Here is a 22008-nt window from a genome sequence, read left to right as displayed (position 1 = left end):
GTAAGGCATCCGCTTCGGCCCGATGACCCCGATGATTCCCTGGCCGCCACCGAGGTGGAAGGCCGAGGTCACGATGGACACCGAGCGGAGGTTATGGCCTTCCCGATTTTCTTCTCCGATGGTAACGTGGACTCCCTCTTTTTCGTTTCTTTGTCGCAAGAAATGTACCAGCGCCATTTTCGAGTCCAATAGGTCCAATATCGCTTCTAAATCCTCTAGTTTCTCGAAATCCGCCTTAGAGAAGATATTCTTAGTGCCCGAAAATTGAACCTCGGAGTGGCTTTGGGACTTAAATAGCTTCGAAATAGAACGGTCAAAGAAAGAAAACGCCCTCTTTTCTTCGTCCGACGAGGGCGCATCTTCAGGATTCCGAAGATAGTTGTTCAAAAATGAAACAGGCTTGCCTTGCATCCGTTCATTGATGCGACGCGCAATGGATTCCAAGCGATAAATCGAAGTATCAATCTGGGCATCCACCAAGGTGGTCCGGAAGACGGATTCGGAAATGGATAGGACGATCATGAGGCGGTTTTCGTCGAGGGGGACCAGGGACAGGTTCTTGAACTGCGCCTGTTCCACGGCGGGGGAAACCGCTACGCCCAATTGACGCGTCAGTTTTCCCAACAGTCGGGCGACCTCGGCCATGAGGTCTTGTTCATCATTCGTTTGCGACACCGCGGATTCGATGACCCGGGCCTCTTCGGCAGGCAAGGGTTCGACTTGCATCAGGTCGTTGACATAGGTGCGATAGCCCCGATCGGTGGGGGTGCGACCCGCCGAGGTATGCGGCTGCTCCACGAATCCCATCTCTTCGAGTTCGGCCATGGTATTGCGGATGGTGGCGCTGCTCGCGGCCAATACGGGATTCTGGCTCTATTCTAAAGCGAAAAGTCCCCGGACTCCTTGCGGCGTCCGGGGACGGATTGCTGAGGCGAGAGGCCCAGAACTACAGGCCCCGCACGCGTCGGGACCCGGTTCCGGATGGCCGGGATTACATCATCCCGTCCATGCCGCCCATGCCACCCATTCCTCCCATGCCGCCGCCCATTCCGCCGGCGCCGCCGGAAGACTTCTCTTCCTTCTTCTCGGCGATGAGGCAGTCGGTGGTCAGCAGCAGGCCGGCGATGGACGCGGCGTTGCGCAGGGCGGTGGTGGTCACCTTGGCGGGGTCGATGACGCCGTCGGCCAGCAGGTTGGCGTACTTGCCGGTGCGGGCGTTGAAGCCGTAGTCATCCTTGCCTTCCTTCACCTTGTTCGCCACCACCGACGGCTCTTCGCCGGCGTTGAGGGCGATCTGGCGCAGGGGCTCTTCGATGGCGCGGCGCACGATGGCGGCGCCCACGGCCTGGTCGCCTTCCAGCTTCAGGCTATCCAGCGCGCGGGCGGCGCGGATGAGGGCCACACCTCCGCCGGCCACTACGCCGGATTCCACGGCGGCGCGGGTCGCATGCAGGGCATCGTCCACGCGATCCTTCTTTTCCTTCATGGCGGTCTCGGTCGCGGCTCCGACCTCGATCACGGCAACGCCGCCGGCCAGCTTGGCCAGGCGTTCTTGCAGCTTTTCGCGGTCATAATCCGAGGTGGTCTCGTCGATCTGGCGGCGGATCTGGGCCACGCGGGCCTTGATATCCGAAGCCTTGCCGGCGCCGTCCACGATGGTGGTGTTGTCCTTGTCGATCTTGATCGACTTGGCGGTCCCGAGATCGTCGAAGGTGGTGTTCTCTAGCTTGAGCCCGGTCTCTTCCGAGATTACGCGCCCGCCGGTCAGGATGGCGATGTCCTCGAGCATGGCCTTACGGCGGTCGCCGAATCCGGGGGCCTTGACGGCCGCGACCTTCAGGGTGCCGCGCAGCTTGTTCACGACCAAGGTGGCCAGGGCTTCGCCCTCGACATCCTCGGCGATGATCAAGAGGGGCTTGCCGCTCTGGGCGACCTTCTCCAGGATCGGGAGCAGGTCCTTCATGGCGGAAATCTTCTTGTCGTAGATGAGGAGGGCGGCGTTTTCGAGGACCGCTTCCATCGAATCAGGGTTGGTCACGAAGTAGGGCGACACGTAGCCGCGGTCGAAGAGCATGCCTTCGGTGACGCGCACCTTGGTCTCGGCCGACTTGGCCTCTTCGATCTGGATGACGCCGTCCTTGCCGACCTTGTCCATGGCTTCGGCGATGAGGTTGCCGATCTCGATCTCGTTATTGGCCGAGATGGAGGCGACCTTGGCCCATTCTTCCTTGGTCTTGACGGGCTTGGCCATCTTGTCGATTTCCTTGGCCACCGCGTCGGCGGCGGCGTCGATGCCGCGCTTCAGCTCGATGGGCGAGGCCCCGGCGATGACGTTCTTCAGGCCTTCCGTGACGATGGCCTGGGCCAGCACGGTGGCGGTGGTGGTGCCGTCGCCGGCGATGTCGGAGGTCTTGGAGGCGACTTCCTTCACGAGCTGGGCGCCCATGTTCTCGAAGGGGTCTTCCAGCTCGATTTCCTTGGCGACGGAGACGCCGTCCTTGGTGCTGGTGGGCGAGCCGAAGCTCTTGGCGATCACGACGTTGCGGCCCTTGGGGCCGAGGGTGATCTTGACGGCGTTCGCCAGCTTGTCCACGCCCCTCTTGAGGGCGGCGCGGGCGGCAGTATCGAATACGAGTTGCTTGGCCATTGTGTTTCTCTCCTTGTTATGAATCTTCGTTCGGGGGCGCGGCCGTCCGGCAGGGCCCGGGTTGAATCATGAGGTCTTAGATGATCGCGAGAACGTCGCTCTCGCGCATGATCAGGTAATCCTTGCCGTCCACGGAGACTTCGGTGCCGGAGTACTTGCCGTAGAGGACGGTGTCGCCGACTTTGACTTCCAACTTCACGATGGTGCCGTTGTCGGCGGCTTTGCCGGGACCGGCCGCGATGATACGGCCCTTCTGGGGCTTCTCTTTGGCGGTGTCCGGTACATATAGGCCGCCGGCGGTTTTTTCCGCGGCTTCCAGGGCTTCGACGAGGACGCGATCAGCGAGGGGCTTCACGTTCATGGTTCTACTCCTTATGGGGTGGGTTTACGAAAATTTGAAGTTGATTTTTAGCAGTCATATTGATTGAGTGCTAATGTTGCGGGCTAATATACTGCCTGTTTTCCCCGATTTCAAGTATCGTGCAGGTTTCAGCGGCGAAGTTTTGGCTGCTCCGTACTATTGTGAAACGTCGGTCGGGAATTTTCGGCAAATAGACGGCCGCGGTTAAGGCCGAAATTTTTGGACCTATTTTTCCGTATCCATGCTTCGCGCCTTCGCCCGCCGCCGCAAGGCCGTCTTACTGGTGCTCTTCCTCACGGCCTGGGGTGCAGGGCTCTTGGAAGGCTTGTTCGTATGGATCGCCAAGATGGCGGTGGCCAACGAGCTCGGGGGCGCATGGGGCTGGCCTTTGGCTAGCCTGGCGGCCATCGTGACGGCGCGTTCCCTGCTTCTCATCTTCGCGGCGCGCCTGGAAGCGCGGGCCGTGTTCGCGTGGTTGGCGGAGAGGCGCGCTTCCTTGCTGAACGCGGCCGCCGGCCGGGACTTCCCCGCCTACCGGGATCCCTGGCGTAACATCCTGGTTACCTCCCTGGAGGCGGGAGTGAACGCCCTCGCGGAGGGGATGGGCGCGGGTTTCCGTTGCCTGGCCGCCGCGGCGAACGCCATCGCCTTGGCGCCCATGCTCTTCCTGTTCGGATGGCGGCCCGCGGCCGCGGCCGCGGCCCTCGCGTTTCCGGCCTGGTTGGCGGGACGATGGAAATCCCGATCCCTAACCTCATCCGCCGATGCCTGGAACCGTTCGCGCTTGGAGCTCTCCGGGGAATTGGAAGCCTTCGCGGACGGTTTGGAATCGGAGGCGGGAAACGGGCGGTTGCCCGGGGCGGCGGCGCGGGTCGGGACCGGCCTCGATGCCCATGCGGAACGCGCTTGGCGCTGGGAAATCTCCAAGTCCATATTCCCGCCGGCCCTCGAGTGGTTCGGCTTCATGGCCTTGGCCGTCCTGGCCTGGGCGGCGCGGGGGGCTGGACCCGGCGGCGCGCCATCGGCCGGTTCCGGCGGCGGTTTCATCGCTCTGCTGCCCTTCGGGGCCTTGCTGATTCTGTTGTACCGTCCCATCCGGGAATGGGCCCGTAATCATCCCGCCTATGCTTTGGGCAAACGCGCCTTCGCGGACCAGGTTAACCTCCAGGTTACCCTGGAGGGGTTCCCGCGCCGCGCGCCGCGCCCTCCGGTCCCCGGGGGTGGCGTGGCGCTGGAGGGCGTGGCTTTCGGCTACGGCTCGGCGCCGGTTTTCTATGGGCTGGATTTGCGCCTAGCGGGCGGGGAATTGGCCTGGATCACCGGGCGCAACGGGGCGGGAAAGTCGACCTTGCTGAAATTGATCGCCGGCATCGAAAGCCCTGCTGCGGGCCGCATCCTGGGGCCGGGCGGCGAGGCGCCTTGCGCATACCTGCCGCAACGCGCCTACATGGAGCCGGATTATGCCGACTGGGCGCGGGCCTATCGCTCGACCCATCCTTCCCAATGGAGGGAGCTGGACGCGGTCTTGGGCCTGGAAAGCTTGCTCGAAAAAGGGGACGGGCGCGGACGCTGGGAGGGCCTTTCGGGCGGCGAGCGGCAGAGGCTTTGCCTGGGGCGGGTTTTCGCTTCGCCGGCGGCCTTCCTTCTCTTGGACGAGCCGACTACCTGGCTGACTGCCGCCGATCGGGAGCGTATCCTCGGCGATCTGCTGGCCTTCTGGAGGCGGCCCCGCGCAGATGGATCGCAACGAGGCGGGGCCTTGGTTTCCCATGAGCCGTTCCTAGGCGAATTCTGCGCGCGCACGGTTCCGCTGGGGGCCATGCGGGCGGGTGTGGCGGTATGAAGCCAGGGGGCCCGGATGAAACCCCGAGGCTAGGAGGTATCAGGATCGTAAGCGGCATCCATTTCGCCTGGCGCGGATGGATCTTGGCCGCGCTCTTGGGCGCCTTGGCGTTGGCCCGCTACCGTTCCCATGCGCCTTTACAGCCCGCATGGCTGGCCTTGTTGGCCGCGGGACTGGGCTGGCGCGCCTGGGCGGGAGCCCATATCGATGGCCATAGCAATGGGGCCGTTCTTTCCGGGCCTTCCCTGGCCGCGGGGGGACCGTACCGGATTTCCCGTCATCCCCTGTACTTCGCCAACCTGCTTTGCGCCGCGGGCATCGTCCTATATGCCCATTGCCTGCCGCTTTGGGCGGCGGTTTTGGGAATCGCCGTGGCGGTCGCCCATCATGAGGCCCTGGCGCGCGCCGAGGAGAAGTTCCTGCTGGCGCGTCATGGCGAAATCTACCGGCGTTACATGCAGGTTACCCCACGATGGCCGGGAATGGCGATGCGGAAGGAAGGTCAGGGCGCCCCCGGCCAAGCGGACGGCGGAGGGTCCGGTCCAGGGGAAGCCGATCGCGGAAGGGACGCGCCCGCGAAGGCGGAAGTTTGGCGGCCGCTCATGGCCCGGCAAGGGTGGAACCTCGCGAAAGGCTGCGCCTGCGCGCTTATCATCCGCATCGCGGCGGCGGCGTCGGGATGACCGGATTCCCGTCGAGTGCGGCTTGTTGGCTCTGGCTTTACCGCTCGGCCTGGATCCTGGCGTTGCCGGGTATCCGCCTGTTGGCGCGCGCGCGCCTCCTCCCCCGTAACTGGCGTGTTACGGAACGCCTCTCGACCGATTCCCCTTGGCCGGCGTCCATGCGCCCCCTCTGGATGCACTGCGCTTCCCTGGGCGAGGCCAAAGGCCTCTGGACCTTGGCCCGCGCCCTGCCGCCGGACTTTCCCGTATTGCTCACGGCCGCGACCGCCGAGGGGATCGATTATCTGGCGCTCCAATGCGCCGGTTCCGAGGCTTCCCGGCGTACCCGGTTGGCGCCGTTCGATCATCCCGGCCTCATCGATGCCTTCCTGGAGCGCGGGGGCATCCGGGGATTGTGCTTGTATGAAGCGGAGCTGTGGCCGAATGCCCTTGCGGCGTGCGCCCGCCGAGGCCTTCCGGTAGCCCTGGCCGCCGGCCGCCTCACTCCGGAAGCCTTACGGGTGTATCGTCGTTTCGGGGGCGCGGCCCTCCGTCTTCTGGACGGCATGGCTTGGATCGATGCCCAGTCCGAAGGGGATCGCTCCCGCTTCGCCCAAGCGGTTTCGGCCCCCGTCGTTTCCGGCGGCGATTATAAGGCCTTGGCCTTCCTCTCCGGCGCTCCCTCGCGCGAAGGGCCGCGTTCCGGATTCGCATTCGTCTCCCTGCACCTGGAAGAGCTGCGCCTCTTGCTGCCGGTGCTACCGGCCTTGCAGGCCCGGAGCGGGATCGTGGTGTTTCCGCGTAGGCCTGGCGAGTTCGAGGGTTTCGACAAGGCGCTCGGGCCCATGGGGTTCGCCCGCGCCAGTGATAATCCGGACGCGCGCCATCTTTGGGTGGACGGGTTCGGGCAGGTGCTTGCCCGGTTGCCGCATTGCCATACGGCTTTCGTCGGCGGAAGCCTGATCCCGCATGGTTGCCATAACCTGTGGGAGCCGCTGGCCGCGGGTTGCCGAATCCTGTTCGGGCCGCATTATAGCCATCAACGTTCCATCGCCGATCTGTTGCTGGCGCGCGACCTGGCCCAAGTGGTCGCCGAACCGGCGACGCTGGCCGCCTGGCCCGAACCGGATGCGGGCCAACCGGTCGCTTGCGCCGCCTTCGCGCGGGAGCTCGAAAACGCCTTGGGCGCGTCCCTGCAGGCATGTCGCGAAAGGATAATTGCTACTTTCTTCCCCATCGCCCCGGCCCCGCCGGCGGGCCGGCAGGCCGGCCTCGCGGCACCCGCGGGTAAAGGAAATAAACGGTGAAAATCTTCCTGGCTTCCCCCCGCGGCTTCTGCGCCGGCGTACAACGGGCCATCAGCATCGTCGAAAAGGCCTTGGAGCGTTTCGGCGCCCCGGTCTACGTACGGCACGAAATCGTGCATAACCAGGCCGTGGTTTCGCGCCTGCGCGAGAAGGGCGCGGTCTTCGTCGAGGAATTGGAAGAGGTCCCCATCAATTCGGTGGCCATCTTCTCCGCGCATGGGGTACCCACCGCGGTCTACACGGAAGCCGATTCCCGCAAGCTTCTCACCATCGATGCCACATGCCCGCTGGTCAAGCGGGTGCATTCCGCGGTGATGCGGCATAACAAGAACGAATTGCAGATCGTCCTCATCGGCCACGCCGGGCATCCCGAAGTGGTAGGGACCATGGGCCAGTTGCCGGAAGGCAAGATGATCCTGGTGGAGACCCCGGACGACGTGCGCAAGCTGGAAGGCGTCAATGAGGATGGCCTGGCCTACACCACCCAGACCACGCTTTCCATCGAAGAGACCAAGGACATCATCAAGGCGCTGAAGCAGCGGTTCCCTAACATCAAGGGCCCGGAAAAGGGCGATTTGTGCTATGCCACCACCAACCGCCAATCGGCGGTGACCGAGATGGCCAAGCTGGTGGACATACTCTTGGTGATCGGGTCGGCGAACAGTTCCAATTCCAACCGCCTACGCGAACTGGGCGAGCGCATGGGCAAGCCCTCCTACCTGATCGACGGCCCCGGGAACATGAAGTCCGAATGGCTGCTGGGCGTGGAGAACGTCGGCATTTCTTCGGGCGCATCCGCTCCCGAGGACCTGGTGCAGGACGTGGTCAGGTGGATCCAGAAAGAGGTTCCCGGCACGACCGCCGAGGACTACGTGATCCTCGAGGAGAACGTGCACTTTTCCCTGCCCGACATCCTCAACGCCCCCGCTTGAAGCGCGTCGCCTTCTTCCTCTCGGGACATGGCTTCGGCCATGCCGTACGCCAGTCGGCCCTGATCGAGGCCCTGCCCGCCCACGTCTCCGTCGATATCTATACCTCGGTTCCCGAGTCCTTCTTCCGCGACGAGGTGCGCCGAGAGGTACGCGTGATCCCTTGCGAGATCGACTGCGGTTGCCTCCAGACCGATACCGTGGAAGTGGACGTGGAAGCCACGTTGGAGCGTTACGCCGGCATCGAGTCGGGCCGGAGCGATCAGGTCGCGCGCTTCGCGCCGATGCTGCGCGCCGCCGGGACCGACCTGGTCGTCGGCGACACTCCGCCCCTGGCTTTCCCCATCGCCCGCGCCGCCGGGGTCCCGGCCTGGTGCGTTTGTAACTTCACTTGGTTGGACATCTACGGCCCTTACGTCGCGAAATACCCCCGTTACCTGGGCATGCTCGCGCGCATGCGCGAAGATTACGCCTTGGCTGATCGGCATCTCCGCATGTTTCCGCATATGGCCGGCGATGTCTCGTTATCCGCGGAATCGGTGGGGATGATTTGCCGCCCGGGGCAATCCCGCCGCGAGGAGTTCGCCCGCCGCTTCGGTTTCGATCCGCAAAAGAAATGGGCCCTCATCTACGTGGGCAGTTTCGGGTTGGAGGGAGTGGACTGGCATCGCCTCGCGCGCTATCCGGATTGGGAGTTCATGGGGCTGTATCCCTTGGAAGGGGCGCCGGCCAATTACCGCTTCCTCAAGAAGGATTTGTCCTTCCGTTATTCGGACCTGAACGCGTCCTGCGACTTGGTAATCGGCAAACTGGGGTACGGCCTGGTGGCGGAATGCCTGGCCTCGGCCAAACCGGTCCTGTTCCTGGGCCGCAAGGATTTCGCCGAATTCGAACTCCTCAAGGGTTTGGTGGAGGGGCGGGGAATGGGCCGGGAGATCCCCTTGGAACGCTTTAAAAAGGCCGATTTCGGGGAAGATTTGCAGGCATTGGCCGGTAAGTCCATGGAGCCGCTTCAGGCCGCGGGGGTGGCCGATATCCTTAGATTATTAGGTGTTGGCCCCTGATCCCTGGAATCCACGGGACTTTTTTCTATAATTGTCCCTCCAAGTTTTCACCCAGTTTTCAGCTGGTATCAGCCAAGAGGCGAGGTTTTTCATGAGCCGCATTTGCGACGTGACCGGGAAGAGAAGGCAGAAGGGCAATCAGGTTTCCCATGCCATGAACCATACCCGGAAGTTCTTCCAGCCCAACCTGCACAAGAAGCGTTTCTGGCTCGCCAACGAAAAGCGCTGGATCACCCTCAAGGTGAGCGGCGCGGGCCTTCGCTTCATCGCCAAGAACGGCATCGAAGCCGCCCTGAAGCGCGCCGACGAGCTCTGCAAGGCCGAATAATCCAAACGCCTTAGTCCTCAGGAACCGGACCCAATCGGGCCCGGTTTTTCTTTTTCGGCGCTTTCCATTCCGGCCCTTCCGTATTCAGCCTCACGGTGACTCCGTGAACGGGCTTTTTATCCCTTAACGAATCAGCGCTGGTCCGAAGCGGGGCGGAAAACGAATTCGACCAGCAGCAATACGGTTCCGACCGTGATCAACGAATCGGCCAGATTGAAGACGGGGAAGTCCCAGCGGTCGCGCCAATGCACGTATACGAAGTCGACCACGTAACCATGGGCGAGGCGATCCTGCAGATTTCCCAACGCCCCGGCGAGGATGAGCGCCAAAGGGACGAGGCGGGCCACGCCTTGCCTGCGCATGCTCCAGATGAGGGATAGCAAGGCGGCCAGCGCCAGCGAGCTCAAACCCAATACCAGGGGCGCGCGGGATTTGTCCGGAAGATTGTGCAACATGCTGAAGGCGATGGCGCGGTTCTCGGCGTAGCGGAGCTCGAGCATCTGGGGCACTACGGTCATCGGCCTTTCCTGGATGGACCCTTTGGCCCATGCCTTGGTGGCCATGTCGGCGCGGCACCCCGCCAAGAGCAGGGCGCTGAGCGCTATCCAACGGAGCAGGGACCGGAAGGCGGCCGTGGAAGGGGATTGTTCCAGCATTCTATTGCAATCTAGCGAAATCGCGGCCGGGGCGACAAGCCGGATCCGCCCGAATCAATCGGGACGGGCCGCGGTCTTGGTTTCCCGGGGCGCCGCGGCGCGGGCCTGGGTGAGCTCGGGCCAGGAAGAACGGGGGGCTTGCAGCTTGGCCGTCTTGCGGAACAGGTCGGAGGCCACCTCGGCATAGCCGTCCTCCTCGGCGAATTTGGCCGACCAGAGCACAGCCAGATAGTCGCGCGGATCCCGGCTTAGGAGGAATTGCACGATGGAGGCGGCCATTTTCTTTTCGCCTTCGGCTCGATAGGCCCGCGCCCGATTGATATATACCTCGTCCGATTGCGCCCCCAAATCGATGGCGGTCTGCAAGGCGCCGCTGGCGGCCTTCAAATCCGGGACCAGCGCCAGGGCATTGCCGAGGTTTTCCCATGCCGAGGCGTCCGTCGGATGCGCTTCCGCCACGCGGCGGTAGTGCCGGGCGGCCTCGCCGTATTCATGGGCCGCTTGGCGCACCGCTCCCATGGCCGCATTGGCTTCGGGATTCAGGGAATCGACCCGGTATACGGCGCTGTAAGCCGCGGCCAGTTCCGGCTTACCGTCGAAGCGTTTGGCGGTGTTGAGCATTTCCACGGCGGCCTCATCCGATGCGGAGTCCGAGGTCAAGGCGGAGGCGTAAGCGGCATAGGCCTCCCGCCATTGCTTCTTCTCCGCCAAGCACTCACCCAACCGCAACCACGATTCCGTGAGGCCGGGCATCTTCGGCGTCGCGGCCTTCAGGCCTAGACCCAAGGCGGCTATGGCCTTGTCCAGTTGGCCGTCGTGGGCCATTTGCATGCCGTATTGCAGGGCGGCTTCGCTCCACCCTTCTCCTTCGCGCTCTCCCGCGGGCAATACGGTACGGCCACGGAAGAGATCCGCGTAGATCGCCATCGCGCCGCGCCCATCGCCCGTGGCGGCCTTGACCAGGCCGAGGCGAAGGCGCTCGGCTTCGCTCGCCCAAGCGCTGTCTTGCAAGGACTGCAAGGCTTCCTTTTCCTTGGGAAGATCCCCGGCAAGGCGGCGCATGCGCGCGGCGGCCCGCAAGGATTCCTTGTTTCCGGTGCGGGCGAAATGGGTTTCGTAAGCCGAGGCCGCGCCGGGGTAATCCTTGCTTGCGAGCAGGCATTCCGCCAGCATGGGGCCCGCTTCGGGAAAGGAATCGCGGGCGGCGCGCAGCCGCGGGATGGCCGAGTCCCACGCCTGCGCGGCCCAATACGAGCGGCCCAGGAGGAAGTCGGCTTCCGGGAGGGACGCATGCCCGGCGATGGCGGTCAGAACCTGGCGGGCTTCGGCCTCTTTTCCCGCCGCGAGCAAGGCCTTGGCGGCCTCCAAGGAATGCGATGCATCGTCCGGGTATTCGGCGGCCAAGCGGGCGGCATATCCGGCCGCCACGGGGAAGTTCCGCGATTGCAGGGCGAGGGCGATCATGGTTCGTCCGGTTTCGCGGTCGAAGCCCAAGGCAAGTTGCTTGGAACCGATGAGCATGGCCAGGCCCAGCGAAGCCGGATCGCCGCAGGCGGCGAGATCCTGGAAAGCGTCGCGCCGTCCTTCCAGCGACTTCGGTTCCAATTCCGCCAGGCGCGTCCAGGCCCGACAAGCGCTCGGCCGATTTCCCGCGAGGCTGTAGGCGCGGGCCGCCAGCAAGTCCAGCCGGGGCGAAGCGGCATCCTTTTCGAAACGTTCTTCCAAAAGGGCGGCATGCGCCCGGATCAGGCTGTCGCCTTCGATGGCCTCGGGCAAGCGCTCAAGGTATACGGTATTACCGGGAGATGCGCGTAAGGCGAGCTCGAGATGGGCATAGGCCGCTTTGCGATCCCCGGACTTCAGCAACAGCCCGGCCATGCGGAAATGCAGGTCCGCGGAGGCGTTGTCCCGTGCCATGGCCTTTACGAGCAATCCATTCAAGGCGCCCTCGCCGGCCGCGCCTGCGCCTTCCAGGATGGAAAGCGCATGGCGGAGCGCAGCGCTATCGGCCGGGTCGCGGGACCAGATTTCGGACCAGATGGCGGCGGCAGCGGCCTTATCCCCCATGGCTAGGTGGATGTTCGCGAGCCGGGCGCCTAATGCTTTATTCGTGGGATCTTCCACGCGCGCTTGGACCACCAGGACGGCGGCATCGGCGAGCCGTCCATGGATCGCGAGCAAGTCCGCCGCGCGTCCGGCGGCCCCTGTGTCCTTCGCCAAACGATCCCGTTGCTTCCAATAAAGGTCCATGGCTTCGCCGAAACGCATTTGCGCTTCCATGCGGCCGGCCAATTCCACTTCGGCTTGCCCATCGCCGGTCCGGATGGCGAGGTAACGTTGATACAGGACGATGGACGCGGGATCGGTGGCCGGTAGGGCCCGCGCCGCGCGTAAGCGCCATGCGGCGGCCTCGTAACCATCCCCGCAACCTTCCAACGTTTCAGCCATGAACAACATGGCGGCGGGCCGGGGCGCGACGAGCTGGCCGAAGTAAGCTTTCGCTTCGGTATATTCCCCGCGATCCAGGTAGAGGATGCCCTCCGCCTCGATCAGCCGTTCGTCCTTCTCCCCCCATTTGAGTCGCCCCGCGATGCGCTCGAGCAAAGCAATGGTGTCGATACCCGGATAGGCATGCGCCAACACGGGACGGATGTCCTGAAGCAGCGCTGCGGATGATCCGGCGGCGGAATCTCCGGCTGCGGCGGTCGCGTCACCGTTCGCGGCGCGGACGGCGGAAACGCAGGCTAAGAGGGACAAACCCCAGGCCGCAAGGAGGCGGATTCCAATGCGGGGGCGATAGAACATAGAGACATCCTTCCAGACTCGGGCCTTGGCTCGCGAGGAGCCGAGACCCGATGCCGGTCTGACGTCTGAAAACTAAACAAATAAGGATCCGCAGGGAGAGCCCCATTTTTAAAAGAGGATCACCCAATAACGCAAAATTCGCGCACTACGGCGGAAGAGTGTAAATGAATCCGGCGTTATCAGGCGAATTGCGCGAAGCTCAAAGGCGCTCCGTGTACGCTTTCGAAGGATTTCACCGCTTGATCCATCGCGAGGTCCTTGTCCTGATAACGCTTGCGCAGGCACGTGCACATGACCTCTTTGAGCACCACGCAATCATAAGTGGCGCGATGCAGCTCCCCGCGGTTCAGTACCATTCCGGTTTGATCCCCGAGCTTGCGCGCGATCTCGCTAAGCTTGTGGGAAGCGTATTCGGGCATGATTTTGCGGATGAATTTGAGGCTGTCGATGATGGGATTCTGGGGCATCACCAGGCCCTGCTTGCGGATGGCTTTGCCCAGGAAGGCCGCGTCGAAGGAGGCGTTATGCGCGACCAGGATGGGGCTGAGCCCGCAGAAGCGGAGGAATGCCTGGAGCACGGGCTTCTGGTCCGGAGCGTTCTCCACCATTTGATTCGTGATATTGTTGACGCGCGTTGCGTCTTCGGGGATGAGCTTGGAGGGCCTGACCAGGCTGCAATACTGCGAGATCTCCTTGGTGGCAAGCTTGCCGTCGCGTTTTTCGAACGTGAATTTCACTCCCGCGATTTCGAGCAAGTCTTCTTTGTCCGGATCGAGCCCTGTGGTTTCGACGTCGAAGGCGACCATGGTGACGAAGGGAAGCAAGCGATCCTCCTGAGCGGAGACTAAATATAGGAAAGACGGGTTTCCGGATTCGGCGCTTCCGCATCTTCCATGGCCCGCGCCAATTCGTCGGTAGACCCTGGGAAAACCGGCGATCCCAGCTTTATTTCGACGCGCGAAAACGGGAACGGAACGAGGGCGCGGTCCCAGGTGCCCAGCCGGAAGGCCTTGGGGGCTTCGATGAACACGGGGACGATGGGAACTCCCAGGCGCCGCGCGAGCCATAAAGAACCGGGCTTGGGCTCCCGGCGCGGCCCGCGGGGACCGTCCAAGGCCATGCCGACGAGGGATTTCCCCGTTTCGGCGGCGCGGGCCAAGGTCCGCAAGCCCCCGAAGGCCTTCGCCTGCGCCCCCGCCGATATCCGGGCGGTGGCCGAGGAAGAGCCGCGATGCACGCGGTAGCCCATACGCGCGCAGGCGCGCGCGGCCCATTCGCCGTCCCCGCTCTTGGATATGAGTACGTGGATGCCGCGCCCGGCGAAGGCGCGCATGCAAATGGGCAAATGCTCATGCCAGAGGACGATGACGGCGCCGCCAGGCAAGGCGGAGCCTGCCGGCCAACGCAGGCGCAGGGTCTTGAGCCAGAGGCACGCGAGACCCAACAGCAAGGTTCGCAAGGTTTTCAGAGCGGAGGGAGAGGGGCCGCGGATCCCAGCGCCACACGGAATTCGCGGATACGGTAGACACCGGGCTTTTCGTATAGGCGGCGCAGGAAATCCTTGCGGCGGAATTCAGTGCGGTGGTTTTCGCAATATTTCGGATATAAGGCTTGATTGGGCACCAGGGTAATCGCGAAGCTTCCGGTGCAGCCCATTAATTGGCATTCGCAGGTGCGCGCGACCGTATGCTTGAAATTATGCACCAGGATCTGGTTGTTCCGGGTCACCCGTTCCAGCAGGGGATTGCCTTGCTGCCCCAGGGCCGCCAGGATGGCTTTCTCCACGTTCCCGTCGCTCATAATCCTAGTATGCTTTCCGCTCCCGGGTTTGTCCAGGGGCAAACGCCTTCCCCCGAATATACGTCTTATCGGCGCCTGCGCCTGCCCGTTATAGTTACGGTTGGCGGCATTTTTCCCTTGACGGAACGGCCCGAACGCAGTAATGGGGCTCGGGCTGCGGGGCCCGGCGCGATTGGCCCCCGGGGAGGGTAACGCGCACGTTACCTACGGCGTTTCGGGGCGGGTTGGCAACTTGGGCAATGGACCGTGCCGCGTTGGGCGACTACGGATTTCACTAAAGGCGTTCCGCATTCGAGGCAGGGTTCGCCTCCCCGTCCGTACACTTGCAAGCGCTCATAGTTGCCTCCCTCGCTGCCGTCCGGTTTACGGTAATCGGAGAAGGATGTGCCCTGGTTCCGGATCCCCTTGCGCAGTACGACCTTGATCGATTCCATCAGCGCGATGCGTTGGGCTTCCTTCAGATCGCGCACCTTGGCCTGGGGGTGGATGCCGCTGCGGAAGAGCGCTTCGTCGGCGTAGATATTGCCCACGCCGGCCAGGAAAGATTGATCCAACAGCAAGGCTTTGACGGGCCGGGCGCTGTCGCTGGGGAAGGCCTCGGCCAGGAAGGCCTTCACCTTCACGTCCAGGGGCTCGGCGCCGAGGATGCGCAAGCGCGGATGCTCCGGCCAGGAGCGGCCCGGAACCAGGAAGATTTTCCCGAAGGTCCGCGGGTCCCGGAAAAGGATGCGTTCGCCTCCGTCGAGATGAAGGAGCAAATGGGTGTGTTTGTCGACGGGATGGACGCCCTTCGCCCGTTCCAGGCCGGTAAGGGTGCGCGCGAAGCCTTCGGTTTCCCTGTACTCCGCGGGGGACCAGGTGAGTTGGCCCGTCATGCCGAGATGGACGACCAAGGTGCAGCCTTCCAATTCCACCACGATATATTTCCCCCGCCGCAGGACGCGTTCGATACGGCGGCCCGCGAGGGCGGCGGGGAGTTCGGCGGCGGGCATCCCCAACAGGATGCGCGGTAGGCGCAGCTCGGCCGCGGCGATGCGGCGCCCTTGGGCATTGGGGGCCAGCATGCGGACGATGGTTTCGACTTCGGGGAGTTCCGGCATAGGTCGGGGGCCCAATATATTAGATTTGGGCGTGGGAGCGTCATGCATGACGCCCTCAAACCAAAGATAGCAAGGATCCGGAGGGAGGGCCGCCAGGCCCATGGCCGCCGGGGGAAGGCGAAGGCATGCCCGCGCAAGCGGAAATCCCGCGGACGGCGACGGCCGCGGCGTCGGAACGGATGAGCGTGAAAACGCTCATCCTGCGGCTGGATTTGCCCGCGGAAGGTTTCCGCTTGGTATCCGGCCGCTTCCTCAAGGAAGTCCAGGTCGCGTACGAGATCTACGGGACGCTCAACGCGGCCAAGTCCAATGCCGTGATGATCTGTTCCCCCCTCACGACGGACGCGCATGCGGCCGGGTACAACCCCGATTACGAGCGCGAAAAGGATCGCATCGGCTGGTGGGACGACATGATCGGGCCCGGGAAGGCCATCGACACCAACCGGTATTTCGTCATCGCGTCGAATATGCTGGGCGGATGCAAGGGAACGACGGGGCCGGGCTCCATCAATCCCGAGACCGGACTGCCGTACGGGGCCTCCTTCCCCAAGATCACCGTGGAGGACATGGTCGCCGTGCAGCGGCTGCTGGCGACGCAATTGGGCATCGACGTGCTGGAGGCGGTGGTGGGCGGCAGCATGGGCGGCATGCAGGCCCTGCAATGGGCCGTCGCCTATCCGGACAAGGTGCGCAAGTGCATTTGCATCGCCGCGGCGACCTGCCTTTCGGCGCAGGCTTTGGGATTCGAGATCATCGGGCGGAAGGTAATCGTCAACGATCCGCATTTCCAGGACGGAAACTATTACGGCGATGGCCAACTGCCGGCGCGCGGCCTTGCCTACGCGCGCATGATCGGCCATCTCACCTACCTTTCGGCGCTTTCCATGCATGAGAAGTTCGGGCGCAACCGGAAGGAAGAGTGGAACGAGGTCCGATTCGAAACGGGTTTCGAGGTGGAGAGTTACCTCAACCATCAAGGCGATCAGTTCGTGAAGCGCTTCGACGCGAACTCGTACCTGCATATCACCTGGGCCATGGATCATTTCGATCTGGTCCAGCGCTACGGTTCGTTGGACAAGGCTTTCGCGCCCTCCAAGGCCGAGTTCGTCCTGGTGGCGCTTTCTTCCGACTGGCTCTTTTTCCCGGAGCAGACCCGGGACCTGGGGCGCGTGTTGTTGCGCCAGAAGAAAATCGTTTCCCTGGTGGAACTGGAGTCGCCCTATGGGCACGATGCGTTCTTGCTGGAGGTGGCTAATCTTTCGCAGGTGATCAACGGCTTCATGGAAAAGCCCGCCTTCGCGGAAGCCGCTAAAGGGGTGGCCGCCGGGGTTCCGCCGAAAAACGGGTCCGCCAAGGGCGGGACGGCTTCGGATGCGGGCGTCCGCAACGGCGGGTCCGTGGCCGCTTTCGGAGCGGGCCAGGACATCCGCGCGATGGCTTCCTTGATCGGGCCCGGCAGCCATATCCTGGACATCGGATGCGGCGACGGGCAGTTGATCGACAGCCTGTACCGTAGCCTGGGAGTGACGGGTATCGGGATCGACATCGCCTTGCCCCACGTGGTGGAATGCCTGCGCAAGAACGTGCCCGTGCTGCAGAGCGACGTGGATATGGGGTTGTCCTTGATCGGCGACGGCGCCTTCGACTACGCGGTGCTGAACCGGACCTTGCAGGAAGTTAAGAAGCCGCAACTCGTGCTGAACGAGATGCTGCGGGTGGCCCGCAAGGGCATCGTCGCATTCCCCAATTTCGCGTTCGTGGGCAACCGGTTGTCCTTGCTGGCCACCGGGGTGATGCCGGTTTCGGAAGCCCTGCCTTACAATTGGCATGATACCCCCAACATCCATCTATTCAGCCTGGACGATTTCCGCATCCTATGCCAACGCGAAGGCATCCGCGTCGAGAAAGTGCTTTTCCTGGGGGCCTCCCTGCTTTCCAAGGCATTCCTGGGATTGGGCCGGCCCAACCTGGGCGCCGAATTCGTAATCGCCCGCATCGCCAGGGACGGCGCTCCGGCGCGGCCGGCCGATCGGTCCTGAGCCCGAGGGCGATTCATGTCTCGCCATTACTTCGATCACAACGCCACGACTCCCATGCTGCCCGAAGCGGCCGAGGCCTACGCCCGCGGCGCTTTCGGGAATCCTTCCAGCCTGCATTGGGCCGGTCGCGCGGCGCGGGCCGCGGTGGAGGACGCCCGCGAGATGCTGGCCGGCTGGCTGGGCGTGTCGCCTGGCGAGATCGTTTTCTGCGCGGGCGGTACCGAAGCCGATAACCTGGCCTTATTGGGGGCCGCGGATTCGGGCAAGTTGCGCGGCTGCCATATCGTGGCCGCCTCCTTCGAGCATCCCGCCGTGCTGGAGCCGATCGGCAAGCTGGCGGCCGCCGGGTGGGAAGTGACCTGGGTGGATCCCGATCGCGACGGGGTGGTCCGGCCCGCTGCCGTAGCGGCGGCGTTACGTCCGGATACCGCCTTGGCGACGGTGATGGCGGCCAATAACGAGACGGGGGCGCTGCAGCCGGTGGCCGAGATCGGGGCCCTGCTGCGGGACCGCGGGGTGCCCTTCCATTGCGATGCGGTCCAGGCTTTGGGCAAAAGCGAGGTGCGCCCGCGCGATTGGCAGACCGATTACGTCGCGCTGTCGGCGCATAAGATCAACGGGCCCAAGGGCGTGGGGGCTCTGTACGTCCGGAAGGGCGCGCCCCTCGCGGCCCGATCGTTGGGCGGGCCCCAGGAACGGAAATTGCGCGGAGGCACGGAGAACGCGCCAGGGATCGCCGCCTTCGGGGCGGCCGCCGCATGGTGGCGCGGGCATGCCGATGCCGAGCGCGTCCGTTTGGCCGCCCTCCGCGATGCCTTGACCCTGGCCCTTAAACAGCGCATCCCCGATCTGATCGTGAATGCAGAACGGTCCCCCCGTGTTCCCAATACGCTTAACCTGACTCTTCCCGGTTGTCGCTCCGATCTGATGGTGATGGCTCTGGATATGCGCGAAGTCGCGGTCTCGGCGGGTTCGGCCTGCGCTTCGGGCGCCGTGCAGCATTCCCACGTGCTGCTTTCGATGGGTTTGGGGAAAGAGGCTGCGTCTACCGCCTTGCGCTTCTCTATGGGACTAGGGAATACCCTTGAGGAAATCGGACCTTGCGCCGATCGCGTGGCCGAGGCGGCCACCGCGGTGCGGGGGACCTGATCCCCGGTTAGCGGAGCGCCAATGGCGCTCCGAATGGCGCTCCATTGGCGCGCCAGCCCTTCAAGCCTTAAGGTAGCCGGTACCCCAAGCGGATGCCTGCCACCGTGCCGCCCCTGTAGTCGGCCCCGCTTCCGCCTCCGCCGCCCGTTCCTCCGGCCCTTTCGATGCGGACCCGGGATGGCAACACCGCCTGGCCCCCGAAGGTAACGGAGAAGTTACCCCAGGCCCGGAACAGTTCCGCGGACAAGGGAATCAGGTCCGCTTCGACGGTAGGGTAGATCCGATCCTCGTTCGCTTCGGAATAGCCGAGCAGGAACTCGGTGCGACGGCGCGTGAGATGCGAGTTCGCTTCCAGGATCAGGTATTGGTACCCGGCGGAAAACCGATAAGCGAAGCCGGCCAAGTTATAGCGCCACCATAACCCGAGGCCGGCATGGCCCGCATAGGCCGCGCCGTTCAGGAGCCAGGTCTCTCCGCTGAACAAACCTAACAAGCTGCCTTGGTAGGAATCCACCACGCCGTTCCGGTCCCAGAACCAGCGTCCATAGGCGCTATTGTCGGGACGGAGCGCGTCGTACTCGGATTCGCCGGCGGCCAGCCATGCGCCCAACGTGTCCTTGCGCATAGCCATGGAGACGTCGGTCCGCACCGAGTAGTCCGCTTGCTCGCCGCCTTGCCAGGAGAAGGGATACAAGGTCCCGTCCTTGCGGGTGAGACCGCGGAAAACGTGGTGGCCGCCCCCCAAGCCCAAATCCAGGGCCGCCGCGAAGCCGCCCCGGGCATACGCGGCGCGGGTCTCTTGCTGCCATACGGCGCCGCTATCCTCCAGGGAATAGCCTACGGGCCGGGTCGAAGGCGGCCTGGCCCAGGTTCGGCGGCCCGACCACGATAGATCCCAAGGGCCGAGGGAATAGTCCAGTCCGGCTTCGGCGAAATCCTGCCGCAGCAAGAAGGGCAAGGAAAGGGAAGCGTAACCGGGAAGCTTCAGGTCGACAGGATAATCGCGATGGATGCGGCCCCAGGCGCAGGACCAGGAAAGGCCGATAGGCGCGGCGCCGCGGAAGGCCAGGGCCTCAAGGGCATCGGCTGCGGGGTCGGAAGAGCGCGCGCCCACCACCACGGATGGGATCAGAAACGGGGTGAGGGGGAAGGACAAGGCGGCGCGCCATCCCCAATCGGTCCCGTCCAGGTTGGCGGAGACGGCGGTATCGCCGATGGAGAGTTCCCGGGCATCGCGATCGGCGGCGAAGCGTAGTTCCACCCCGGGTATCGCCGTCAAGAGGAAGCCGAAAGCATCGTCGGAGCGGTGATGCGAGAAAGAGAAATGGGCATCGCGACGGATGAGATCCCGTTGCCACAGGGTCGCGGTGGCGGTTAGTCGGGCCGGGCGTTCGTTCACGTCCTGCGGCCCTGGCACTTCGTCGCCGCCCGTCATGCCGGGAGCGAACGGGAAGGAACCGGAAAAACCCGGCAAGGTCCCGACGGCGGGGCGCGGGGCCACCGGGGTGGGCAGCAATTGGCGGGAATAATCGATGCCTAATGCGTCCTCGAAAGGATCGCCCTCGCAGAGAACGGGCCGGGCGCAAAGGAGGAGGCAAAAAGAAAGGCGGGCCAGGGGCCCGCCTTTCCGTGCGAAGACGAAGGGCATGCGCGGAAAACTAGTTCCCGATCAAGGACAGGGCGAAGTCGGGCCGCAGGGTCGAAGCGGCGGTTTTGACGAACACCACATGGGTGGAATCTTGAATCGGTCCCAGGTGGGTTTCCGATTGCTTCGCCTTTTTCAGGAGAATGCTCCAAATGGCGTCCTCGGTGGCGCCGGGCAAGAAACCTTGGAAGGTCGGGTCTTGCAGATGGATCACGGCGCGGATCTGGGCGACCACCTCGGAGGCCGGCGTGCCGAGGCTATCGGCCGCGTCGGAGATGTGCTTCAAGGTCATGATGTCTCCCGTGATATTGCCGGCCTTATCGGTGAAGTAGATCGCCGGCTTGGCGTCGCTCCAGTCCTTGGGATCATAAAAACCGTAGTAAGGGAGCATCTTCTTATAGTCTTGCACCCGGAAGTAGGCGGAGAAATCCACCTTGATGGAGGTATCGATATCGGTCAAGCGGACCACGAAGGGCTGATTCATGTACTTGCGGGCGCTGTCCACCACGTTCATAGCGTTCTGGTAATCCGGAGAGGCGATGCAGGAGCCCGTCTCGAAGGAAGCGCAGATGTGGATCAAATCGTCGTCCTGCGCGTCCGTCTCCTTGGCGATGGAGCCCAGGCTCTCGCGCACGATGTCCAGGGAAGCATTGATCTCGTCGTCCACCTTGGACAGGCGGTCCTTCCAGGCGGGCCGCACGGCCAGGAACGGGGCGTTGGGCCCGAACAGCTCGGTGCCTTTCCTGAGGGCGTCCCGCTGATCCGCCGTTAGGTCGGAGAATTTCTTGACCGAGCCGATATCGTTCAAGGCTTCGATCCAGGCGTAGGATCCGTTATAATCGATGTCCACGTCGTAAGACAGCCAAAGGGTGACCAAGCCATGCAGGGCATGGATCCCGGCCAAGAGGATGCCGGCTTCCGCATGATCGAGCTCGCGGGTCGTTCCCTGGATGGTCAGGGTCATGGAAAAGTTCGGGTCGTCATAGGCGATCTTGACGCGCGCGATGGCATCCTCCAAAGCGGGCAGCAGAACCTTTTCGATGGAGTCCTGGATCTCGTGGAACTCCGGCCAGGTCGAGGCATCGGCGACTTTGGCAAGTACCACCGAGCGCAACAATGGGGCGCCGCCCGCGAGCTTCGAGTCGAAAGGGGACTTGCCGTCGACGGTGCGATTGAGGACGTCGGCGAGGCGGGGATCCTGGGCGGCCAAAAGGATATTGGTCAAGGCCAGCCCCAATTGGGCCTTGGAGTTGCCCGGGTTGAGGCGGGCGGCTTCGGCGTAGTTGGCTTGGGATTGCTTCAGCTGGGTCAAATCCTCTTTGCCGTACTGGAATTGGGAACTCGTCAAATTGGTCACGGCGCCTTCCAACTGTCCGGAACCTTGGGCGGTAACCGCATCCGATTGCTTTTTCTGATCTGCGGTGGGTCCGCTGTCGTCGGCGCTGAGGAAACAGCCCGCGAGCCAGACTGAAGAGGCCGCCACCGCGGCGGTGAAAAGGATCCTGGGTGTCGTGCGCATGCGTTCTCCTTCGGCGGGTATGGCTTCATCCGCCCCCGCGAGGGCGGCGTATCGGGTAAATCGGAGCGATCCGGAGGGACCGCTGCCTTGCTTTGACGAATCGCGTCGGGCCTTTGTTCCAGGCCGGGTATCCCGAAAGATAACACCGTGGCGC

Annotated in this window: 19 protein-coding genes; 8 read left to right on the top strand and 11 right to left on the bottom strand. The window is 63.7% G+C overall.

Annotated features, from left to right (window positions below; all coding sequences use genetic code 11):
- The 3 genes from hrcA to groES form a co-directional block, all read right to left on the bottom strand.
- A partial coding sequence (hrcA, locus tag JF616_16125; protein ID MBW8889282.1) for a heat-inducible transcription repressor HrcA occupies positions 1-858 on the bottom strand: 858 nt, incomplete at its 3' end.
- A 133-nt stretch (positions 859-991) separates the two neighbouring features.
- A complete protein-coding gene (gene groL / locus JF616_16120; GenBank protein ID MBW8889281.1) occupies positions 992-2647 on the bottom strand; it encodes a chaperonin GroEL in 1656 nt (551 codons plus the stop codon).
- A 76-nt stretch (positions 2648-2723) separates the two neighbouring features.
- Positions 2724-3008 carry a co-chaperone GroES gene (groES, locus tag JF616_16115; protein ID MBW8889280.1) on the bottom strand — a complete coding sequence of 95 codons (285 nt, stop codon included), beginning with the start codon at positions 3006-3008 and terminating at the stop codon, positions 2724-2726.
- Between the two features lie 241 nt (positions 3009-3249).
- On the opposite strand from groES, the gene JF616_16110 reads away from it, so the two are divergent.
- The 6 genes from JF616_16110 to rpmB all read left to right on the top strand — a co-directional run bounded on the left by JF616_16110 (position 3250) and on the right by rpmB (position 9141).
- Positions 3250-4851, top strand: coding sequence for an ABC transporter ATP-binding protein/permease (locus JF616_16110; protein ID MBW8889279.1), 1602 nt, complete (start codon positions 3250-3252; stop codon positions 4849-4851).
- Between the two features lie 83 nt (positions 4852-4934).
- The gene (locus JF616_16105; GenBank protein ID MBW8889278.1) at positions 4935-5534 is read left to right on the top strand and encodes an isoprenylcysteine carboxylmethyltransferase family protein; all 600 of its coding nucleotides are present in this window, start codon (positions 4935-4937) and stop codon (positions 5532-5534) included.
- Positions 5531-6820: a hypothetical protein gene (locus tag JF616_16100; GenBank protein MBW8889277.1), complete on the top strand. Its 1290-nt coding sequence runs from the start codon at positions 5531-5533 to the stop codon at positions 6818-6820. The genes JF616_16105 and JF616_16100 overlap by 4 nt, the downstream gene beginning before the upstream one ends.
- Positions 6817-7752 (top strand): 4-hydroxy-3-methylbut-2-enyl diphosphate reductase, encoded by a 936-nt coding sequence (gene ispH, locus JF616_16095; GenBank protein ID MBW8889276.1) that lies wholly within the window; start codon positions 6817-6819, stop codon positions 7750-7752. The genes JF616_16100 and ispH overlap by 4 nt, the downstream gene beginning before the upstream one ends.
- Positions 7749-8813, top strand: coding sequence for a hypothetical protein (locus JF616_16090; GenBank protein MBW8889275.1), 1065 nt, complete (start codon positions 7749-7751; stop codon positions 8811-8813). The genes ispH and JF616_16090 overlap by 4 nt, the downstream gene beginning before the upstream one ends.
- 91 nt (positions 8814-8904) lie before the next feature.
- Positions 8905-9141: a 50S ribosomal protein L28 gene (rpmB, locus tag JF616_16085; protein MBW8889274.1), complete on the top strand. Its 237-nt coding sequence runs from the start codon at positions 8905-8907 to the stop codon at positions 9139-9141.
- A 131-nt stretch (positions 9142-9272) separates the two neighbouring features.
- Here the strand turns inward: rpmB and lspA are convergent, their stop codons facing one another.
- From lspA to mutM, 6 genes are all read right to left on the bottom strand, one after another.
- Positions 9273-9797, bottom strand: a complete 525-nt coding sequence (gene lspA / locus JF616_16080; GenBank protein ID MBW8889273.1) for a signal peptidase II — start codon at positions 9795-9797, stop codon at positions 9273-9275.
- A 54-nt stretch (positions 9798-9851) separates the two neighbouring features.
- Positions 9852-12602 carry a hypothetical protein gene (locus JF616_16075; GenBank protein ID MBW8889272.1) on the bottom strand — a complete coding sequence of 917 codons (2751 nt, stop codon included), beginning with the start codon at positions 12600-12602 and terminating at the stop codon, positions 9852-9854.
- Between the two features lie 179 nt (positions 12603-12781).
- A complete protein-coding gene (locus tag JF616_16070; protein ID MBW8889271.1) occupies positions 12782-13426 on the bottom strand; it encodes a 3'-5' exonuclease in 645 nt (214 codons plus the stop codon).
- 20 nt (positions 13427-13446) lie between these two features.
- Positions 13447-14061 (bottom strand): DUF374 domain-containing protein, encoded by a 615-nt coding sequence (locus tag JF616_16065; protein MBW8889270.1) that lies wholly within the window; start codon positions 14059-14061, stop codon positions 13447-13449.
- A gap of 5 nt (positions 14062-14066) precedes the next feature.
- Positions 14067-14402 carry a hypothetical protein gene (locus JF616_16060; GenBank protein MBW8889269.1) on the bottom strand — a complete coding sequence of 112 codons (336 nt, stop codon included), beginning with the start codon at positions 14400-14402 and terminating at the stop codon, positions 14067-14069.
- A 200-nt stretch (positions 14403-14602) separates the two neighbouring features.
- Positions 14603-15502 carry a bifunctional DNA-formamidopyrimidine glycosylase/DNA-(apurinic or apyrimidinic site) lyase gene (gene mutM / locus JF616_16055; protein MBW8889268.1) on the bottom strand — a complete coding sequence of 300 codons (900 nt, stop codon included), beginning with the start codon at positions 15500-15502 and terminating at the stop codon, positions 14603-14605.
- A 125-nt stretch (positions 15503-15627) separates the two neighbouring features.
- Here mutM and JF616_16050 point away from each other — a divergent pair, with 125 nt between their 5' ends.
- Together JF616_16050 and JF616_16045 are read left to right on the top strand one after the other, a co-directional pair.
- Entirely contained in the window at positions 15628-17541 is a 1914-nt protein-coding gene (locus tag JF616_16050; GenBank protein ID MBW8889267.1) for a homoserine O-acetyltransferase, read from the top strand.
- Positions 17542-17556: 15 nt separating this feature from the next.
- Complete coding sequence (locus JF616_16045) at positions 17557-18690, top strand: cysteine desulfurase (GenBank protein ID MBW8889266.1); 1134 nt, start codon at positions 17557-17559, stop codon at positions 18688-18690.
- Positions 18691-18757: 67 nt separating this feature from the next.
- On the opposite strand, the gene JF616_16040 is transcribed toward JF616_16045, so the two are convergent.
- The gene (locus JF616_16040) at positions 18758-20338 is read right to left on the bottom strand and encodes a hypothetical protein (protein ID MBW8889265.1); all 1581 of its coding nucleotides are present in this window, start codon (positions 20336-20338) and stop codon (positions 18758-18760) included.
- A 10-nt stretch (positions 20339-20348) separates the two neighbouring features.
- A complete protein-coding gene (locus JF616_16035; protein MBW8889264.1) occupies positions 20349-21854 on the bottom strand; it encodes a hypothetical protein in 1506 nt (501 codons plus the stop codon).
- Positions 21855-22008: the final 154 nt, after the last annotated feature.

It is taken from the genome of Fibrobacterota bacterium, from assembly GCA_019509785.1.
Classification (GTDB): Bacteria; Fibrobacterota; Fibrobacteria; order UBA11236; family UBA11236; genus Chersky-265.
Note: the sequence above shows the minus strand (reverse complement) of the source record. Positions and strands in the feature narration are given on the sequence as shown.

Coding starts and splice junctions, on each gene's coding strand:
- JF616_16060 (MBW8889269.1), bottom strand. CDS start 14,402: ATGAGCGACGGGAACGTGGAGAAAGCCATCCTGGCGGCCCTGGGGCAG.
- JF616_16040 (MBW8889265.1), bottom strand. CDS start 20,338: ATGCCCTTCGTCTTCGCACGGAAAGGCGGGCCCCTGGCCCGCCTTTCT.
- lspA (MBW8889273.1), bottom strand. CDS start 9,797: ATGCTGGAACAATCCCCTTCCACGGCCGCCTTCCGGTCCCTGCTCCGT.
- groES (MBW8889280.1), bottom strand. CDS start 3,008: ATGAACGTGAAGCCCCTCGCTGATCGCGTCCTCGTCGAAGCCCTGGAA.
- mutM (MBW8889268.1), bottom strand. CDS start 15,502: ATGCCGGAACTCCCCGAAGTCGAAACCATCGTCCGCATGCTGGCCCCC.
- rpmB (MBW8889274.1), top strand. CDS start 8,905: ATGAGCCGCATTTGCGACGTGACCGGGAAGAGAAGGCAGAAGGGCAAT.
- JF616_16045 (MBW8889266.1), top strand. CDS start 17,557: ATGTCTCGCCATTACTTCGATCACAACGCCACGACTCCCATGCTGCCC.
- JF616_16035 (MBW8889264.1), bottom strand. CDS start 21,854: ATGCGCACGACACCCAGGATCCTTTTCACCGCCGCGGTGGCGGCCTCT.
- groL (MBW8889281.1), bottom strand. CDS start 2,647: ATGGCCAAGCAACTCGTATTCGATACTGCCGCCCGCGCCGCCCTCAAG.
- JF616_16050 (MBW8889267.1), top strand. CDS start 15,628: ATGCCCGCGCAAGCGGAAATCCCGCGGACGGCGACGGCCGCGGCGTCG.
- JF616_16100 (MBW8889277.1), top strand. CDS start 5,531: ATGACCGGATTCCCGTCGAGTGCGGCTTGTTGGCTCTGGCTTTACCGC.
- JF616_16075 (MBW8889272.1), bottom strand. CDS start 12,602: ATGTTCTATCGCCCCCGCATTGGAATCCGCCTCCTTGCGGCCTGGGGT.
- JF616_16110 (MBW8889279.1), top strand. CDS start 3,250: ATGCTTCGCGCCTTCGCCCGCCGCCGCAAGGCCGTCTTACTGGTGCTC.